The organism is Natrinema soli, from assembly GCF_028618695.1.
The window spans coordinates 1-5766 of record NZ_JAQIVI010000640.1 but is presented as its reverse complement, the minus strand read 5'-3'; the positions used below and the strand labels follow the sequence as shown (position 1 = coordinate 5766).

Genomic DNA, 5766 nt, shown 5'->3' with positions numbered 1-5766 from the left:
GATCCGAACGTCTACTCGACGTTCGGCCACCTGCGCCGGACGATCGACGCCTTTCATCCGGACGTCGACCTCGAGATCGTCCGCGGCGTGAGCGCGGTGACGGCGTTCGCGACCGCGATGGGGGTCGAGATCGAGGCCGGTGCGGGGCTCTCCTTGCGGGAAGCCGCCGGCGGGGCGAGTCCGACCGGTCCCGATCGGATGATCCTGTTCAAAGTTACCGACGCACCGGCGACCCACGACGGACTCCTCGAGGCCGGCTACGAGGTGACCTACGGCCGCCGGCTGTTCATGGAACAGGGCGAGACGATCGTTACCGACGACCCCGCGGCGATCGACGAGCGCGACTACTACACGCTCGCCTACGCCGAGAAGGAAGATCTCGAGGTCGAGCAGGCGACGGCGGCGTTCCAGACCGATAGCACCGAATCGGAGGTCCGTTCCGACGGTGGGCGAGAGTTGAGTGACGATGAAGTAGCCGACCTCGAGCGCGCCGAAGGCTGCGAGGGCGGCGACTGTGGCGGACACCGCGGAGGACACCGATGACTGACGACACACCGAACGACCCGCAGGACGCGATCGACTCCCAGGGCGAGCGTCGCCGGGAAGAACTCGACGACCGGATCTTCGACCACAGCGCCGGCGACGAACAGGAGGGAATCCCCTTCGTCGGTGCCGGCCCCGGCAATCCGCGCTTGCTGACCGTCGCCGGGAAGGAACTGCTCGAGGAAGCTGACCTCGTCGTTCACGCGGGCTCGCTGGTCAACAGCGAACTCCTCGACGAGTACTGCGCCCACGCCGAACTGGTGAACTCCGTGGGGAAGGATCTCGAGGAACTGATTCCCCTCATGCGAGACGCCTACGAGGAGGGCGACAACGTCGTCCGCCTGCACAGCGGCGACCCCGCCATCTACGGCGCGGCGCTCGAGCAGATGGACGCGCTGGAACACGAGGGGGTGCCGACTCACTTCGTACCGGGCGTCACCTCGGCGTTCGCGGCCAGCGCGACGCTGCGGACCCAACTGACGCTCAACGAAGTGTCGAACCACGTCGCGTTCACCCGGCCGCAGGGCAAGACGCTGACGGCCGAGGAGGACCACATCTCCGACTTCGTCGAGATGGGCGACGTGACGACCTGCATCTATCTGGGGACCCACGCGGTTCGGGACACGATGGATCGACTGCTCGAGGCCGACCACGACCCCGAGACGCCGGTCGCGGTGATCTACCACGCCTCGTGGCCCGACGAGGACGTGATCGTCGGCGATATCGGGACGATCGCGGACAAGGTCGAGGAAGCAGGATATCGGGCGTCGGCACTGGTCGTCATCGGCGACGCGGTTACGGGAGTGGGTTACGAGCGCTCGTTCCTCTACGGCGACTGGGCCAATCGAGGATCGTCTTCGGAGAACGCTGGCGAGACGGAGGCGAGCGATGACTGAGATGCGCTGGAATCACGGCCGCGAATACGGCGAAAGCCCCTTTCAGTCCCGCCCGAGCGGTGGACTGGACGGGTCGATCGGACGTGGAACGGACGATTTCGGTACGAGAGGAGTTACACAATGAGTTCAGGAACTGAGAACGCGGAGACGACGGACGATTCGGGATCGGATTCCGGCGGCGGCCACTGTTCGACGGCGGATTCGGACGGCGAGGTCGCGGAGGAGATCGCTATCATCTCCTTCGGCCGGAAGATGGACACCGCCGAGGAGATCAAAGCCGAGATCGGCGATCGCTACGAGGCGATCGACATCATCGAGTACCACGGCGACGTCTTCGAGGAGCACTGGGGCGAGTACGACTGCTTCATCGGCCTGATGGCCTCGGGGATCGCGATGCGGAAGACGGCCCACCTGCTCGACGACAAGTGGGAGGATCCCGCGATCTGCGTCGTCGACGAGGAACTGACGTGGGCCATCCCGATCACGGGCGGCCACCACGGCGCGAATCAGGTCGCACAGGATCTCGCGACGATGGGCGCGGTTCCGGCGATGACCACCGCGAGCGAGGCCGCGGGCAAGCAGGGCGTCGAGTCCCGCGCGAAGGCGATGGACACCCACGTCGTCAACGGCGACTCGACAGTCAAGACCAATCTGGCCGTGCTAGACGAGAACCTCGGCCCCGTCGCCAGACTCGAGGGCCCGAAGGCCGTCCTCGTCGGCGACGACGTAACGGTGCTCAAACGAAACAAGAACGACGGCATCGTGATCGGGACCGGGAGCGTCTCCGGCGCGAGCAAAGAGTCGTTCATAGCCGCGTGGGAGGAAGCCCTCGAGCAGACCGACTACGACCTCTCAGACGTCGAATTCGTCGGCACTGCGACCCGGAAGGAAGACGAGGAGGGGCTGCTCGAGGCGGCCCAGGAACTCGATCTCGGCGTGGTCGCCTTCGACAAGGAGACCCTGCTCGCACACGAGGGGCCGACGCCCTCGAAGTCGAAGGAACTGATCGGCTGGCCGGGCGTCTCCGAGGCAAGCGCGATCGCCGGCGGTGCTGAACAGGAACTCGTCCTCGAGAAGCTCGGCTACGAGAACGAGGTCACGGTGGCGATCGGCCGATGAGCACCGAGGAGTCGACAGCCGGCACAGAGGGCGGCACTCCCGACGACCACGGGACCCTCTATGTCGTCGGTATCGGCCCCGGCCTGCCGGATCACATGACCAAGCGGGCCAAAGAGGTCATCGAGTCCTCGGAGGTCGTCATCGCCTCGAGTCTCTACCAGGAGTTCCTGCGCGATGACGGAACCCTGCTGCCGGAGGAGGAGACGGATGACGACGGCATCGCAACCCGCGACGATGGCTTCGAACAGGAGATCATCCGCTCGACGATGGGCCGCCAGATCGAACTCGCCCGCGCGGCGTTCGACCACGTCCGAGAGGGGAAGGACGTGGCCCACGTCTCGGGCGGCGATCCGTCGGTCTACGGCAAGTCCGACCTGATCTTCAAGATGGCCGACGAGGACGACGCGACCGATATTCCGATCGAGATCGTCCCCGGCATCACCGCGGCACTGGGCGGATCGGCGAACGTCGGCGCGCCGCTGTGCAACGACTTCTGTACGATCTCGCTGTCGGACAAGTGGCGCGGCTGGGACGAAATCGAGGAGAAGCTGCGCGCGGCCGCGATCTCGGACTTCGTAATCGTCCTCTACAACTGCTGGCGCAACTACGAGCGGGCCGTCGAGATCGTCCGCGAGGAGCGGACCGACGACGCCGCCGTGGCCATCGTCAACGACGCCGGCCGCGCGGACGCCGGCCGAAACGGCGAGAGCCAGTTCATCACCACCCTCGGCGAGGCCGCCGACCACGACGACAAGGTGTCGGGGATGGGTACCTCGCTGATCATCGGCAACCACGAGACCGAAACCTGGCGCAACGACGACCGAACGTATCTCGTCACCCCGCGCGGCGGGCGTGACGTCGACGACTTCTAACTCACCACATAGTACAACGATGAGTACTGACACAAACGCTGACACCGACGCCGAATCGACTTCCAACTGCGGTGCCTCGAGCACGGAGAGCAACACCAGCGAGGCGAGTACCGACAGCTCGAGCTCGAAGTGCGGTGCCTCGAGCGGTACCGACGACTCGAGTGGCTCCACGTGCGGAGCGTCTTCGAGTTCCGGTTCCTCGTCGTCCTCGAGTAGCTGCGGGGCCTCGAGTTCGGACGACGACGGCTCGAACGAGAAGGAGGTCGGCTCGACGGTCGACGACTTCGACGCCGAACCGGGCCAGCTGAGCGCCGTCGGTCTCGGTCCCGGCCATCCGGAGGGGATGACCGATCGGGCGAAGACGGCGTTGCTCGAGGCGGACCACATCGTCGGCTACACGACCTACATCGACCTCATTCCGGACGAGATCACCGAAGAAGCCGACGAGCTGTACGACACGCCGATGTGCGGCGAGGTCTCCCGCACCGAGGAGGCGATCGACCGCGCGCTGGCGGGTAACGACGTCGCCATCGTCGGCAGCGGCGACCCCAACGTCTACGCGCTCGGCGGGCTCGCACTCGAGATTCTCGAGTCCAAGGGTGCGACGGCGTCGATGGTCGACTTCGAGGCCGTGCCGGGCGTCCCGGCGGCCCAATCCTGTGCGGCCCGACTGGGTGCACCGCTGGTGAACGACACCGTCTCGATCTCGCTGTCGGACCACCTCGTCCCGATGCCCGAGATCGAATCGCGACTCCACTCCGCGGCCAAGGAGAGCTTCACGGTCACGATCTACAACCCCTGGAGCCGCAAGCGCCGGGAGAACTTCGAGAAGGCCTGCGAGATCCTGCTTGCTCATCGCGACGAGGATACGCCCGTCGGCATCGTTCACGGTGCCGGCCGCGACGACGAGCAGGTGATGATCACCGAACTCGGCGAACTCGAGGAACTCGGGGAAAGCGAGATCGTCGACATGACGACGACGATCGTCGTCGGGAACGAGGACACCTACGTCTGGGACGATCGGATGGTCACCCCGCGCGGCTACGAGACGAAGTACGACTACTGAGCGCTTCGACCGAAATCCGACCAGACGAAATTCACCAATGTCACGATACGAAGTTACCATCGAGAAAGAGGCCTGCGACGGCATCTTCGCCTGCTTGACCCGCGACCCGCGATTCGTCGAGGGCGAGGACGGCCTCGCCACGATCGATCCCGGCGCGGATCCGGTCTACGACTGTGAAGGCGAAGTCTCTGACAACGCCGAGCGCGTCGTCGCGACGTTCGACGACGACCGAATCGACGAGGCGCGACAGGCCGCTGCGGCCTGTCCGACCGACGCGATCGTCGTCGAGGAGGTGGGCGAATGAGCGACGCGGAGCCGACGACCGACGACGCGCTCGAGATCACGGTTCCGTCGGACCCGCTCGCGGGACACGCCGCCACGGCGTACTTCTGGGGCCACGTCGCTGGAAGCGGCGACGTGACTGATGACAGTATCGAGGTCGTCACCAACGACGAGGCGTCCGCGCAGGTGCTTGCCACCATCGCGGGCGGCGACCTCGAGCACGACACGACCACTCGCGACTACGCCCACGACACGTCCATTACGCGAACCGAGGACGAGTACACGCTCTCGATCGGCGATGGCGGGGACGGAGATGGAAGCGGCGAGAGCGACGACGCCGGCCTGCTGGGTCGCAGCGGCGCGCTCGGCCTCCCCGTCGACGGCCGCGGCAACTACCGCTTCGGGGCCTTTGCGAGCTACGATCGGGAACTGCTTCGGGGCTTCCTCGAGGGCTGTGGCACCATCTGCTTCAAGTCCTCGAGCGGCACCGTCGGCATCTCCTTCGTCCACGATGATCGGGAGTTGCTCGAACTCGCGCAGGACCTCATCGCCGAGTGTCCGGTCGAGGCTCCGATGGGCGACCTCTCGGAAACCTCGTCGGGCGGCTACTGGTTCGGCGTCGACGACGATGCTGCGCCCGACTTCGGGGCGTGGCTCTACGAGAACTGCGAGGAAACCGGCCTGTTCGCGCCGAGTCGCCGCCGCAAACTCGAGCGGAGCCTCGAGCAGGCGTCGGCGTACGACGGCGACGAGACGTAGGACACCGACAATCGATGAGCACACCCGACCAGACCACGCCCGCGTCCGCGGCCGGCTTCGACGACGAGGCCGTCCTCCTGATCGGTCACGGCTCCCGGCGCGAGAAGTCGAACGAACAGGTCCGCGAACTGGCCGCCGACCTCGAGTCCCGGCTGGGGATCCCGGACGACGCCGCGTTCCTCGAGTTCGTCGAACGGAAATCGGTCGACCCCCGCCTGAATCGAGTGGA

The 5766-nt window shown here is 66.1% G+C and carries 7 protein-coding genes and 1 pseudogene; all 8 read left to right on the top strand.

The window, feature by feature from the left end; all coding sequences use genetic code 11:
• The coding region (locus tag PGX04_RS28840; RefSeq protein ID WP_273741632.1) for a cobalt-factor II C(20)-methyltransferase at window positions 1-543 on the top strand (543 nt) is incomplete at its 5' end.
• Window positions 540-1439, top strand: a complete 900-nt coding sequence (locus tag PGX04_RS28835) for a cobalt-precorrin-4/precorrin-4 C(11)-methyltransferase (protein WP_273741631.1) — start codon at window positions 540-542, stop codon at window positions 1437-1439. The genes PGX04_RS28840 and PGX04_RS28835, both read left to right, overlap by 4 nt.
• A gap of 120 nt (window positions 1440-1559) precedes the next feature.
• Complete coding sequence (gene cbiG, locus PGX04_RS28830; RefSeq protein ID WP_273741630.1) at window positions 1560-2558, top strand: cobalt-precorrin 5A hydrolase; 999 nt, start codon at window positions 1560-1562, stop codon at window positions 2556-2558.
• Window positions 2555-3430 carry a precorrin-3B C(17)-methyltransferase gene (locus PGX04_RS28825; protein WP_273741629.1) on the top strand — a complete coding sequence of 292 codons (876 nt, stop codon included), beginning with the start codon at window positions 2555-2557 and terminating at the stop codon, window positions 3428-3430. The genes cbiG and PGX04_RS28825 overlap by 4 nt, the downstream gene beginning before the upstream one ends.
• Before the next feature lie 19 nt (window positions 3431-3449).
• On the top strand, window positions 3450-4496 hold the full coding sequence (gene cobJ, locus PGX04_RS28820; protein WP_273741628.1) for a precorrin-3B C(17)-methyltransferase: 1047 nt from the start codon (window positions 3450-3452) through the stop codon (window positions 4494-4496).
• Window positions 4497-4533: 37 nt separating this feature from the next.
• Complete coding sequence (locus tag PGX04_RS28815) at window positions 4534-4800, top strand: ferredoxin (RefSeq protein WP_273741627.1); 267 nt, start codon at window positions 4534-4536, stop codon at window positions 4798-4800.
• Window positions 4797-5537, top strand: coding sequence for a cobalamin biosynthesis protein (locus tag PGX04_RS28810; RefSeq protein WP_273741626.1), 741 nt, complete (start codon window positions 4797-4799; stop codon window positions 5535-5537). The genes PGX04_RS28815 and PGX04_RS28810 overlap by 4 nt, the downstream gene beginning before the upstream one ends.
• Before the next feature lie 14 nt (window positions 5538-5551).
• Window positions 5552-5766: pseudogene (locus PGX04_RS28805) on the top strand (CbiX/SirB N-terminal domain-containing protein); the annotation flags it as partial.

Bases quoted from the DNA above. Each gene is read 5' to 3' on its own strand.
- PGX04_RS28835 (WP_273741631.1), top strand. From the start codon at position 540: ATGACTGACGACACACCGAACGACCCGCAGGACGCGATCGACTCCCAG.
- cbiG (WP_273741630.1), top strand. From the start codon at position 1,560: ATGAGTTCAGGAACTGAGAACGCGGAGACGACGGACGATTCGGGATCG.
- PGX04_RS28825 (WP_273741629.1), top strand. From the start codon at position 2,555: ATGAGCACCGAGGAGTCGACAGCCGGCACAGAGGGCGGCACTCCCGAC.
- cobJ (WP_273741628.1), top strand. From the start codon at position 3,450: ATGAGTACTGACACAAACGCTGACACCGACGCCGAATCGACTTCCAAC.
- PGX04_RS28815 (WP_273741627.1), top strand. From the start codon at position 4,534: ATGTCACGATACGAAGTTACCATCGAGAAAGAGGCCTGCGACGGCATC.
- PGX04_RS28810 (WP_273741626.1), top strand. From the start codon at position 4,797: ATGAGCGACGCGGAGCCGACGACCGACGACGCGCTCGAGATCACGGTT.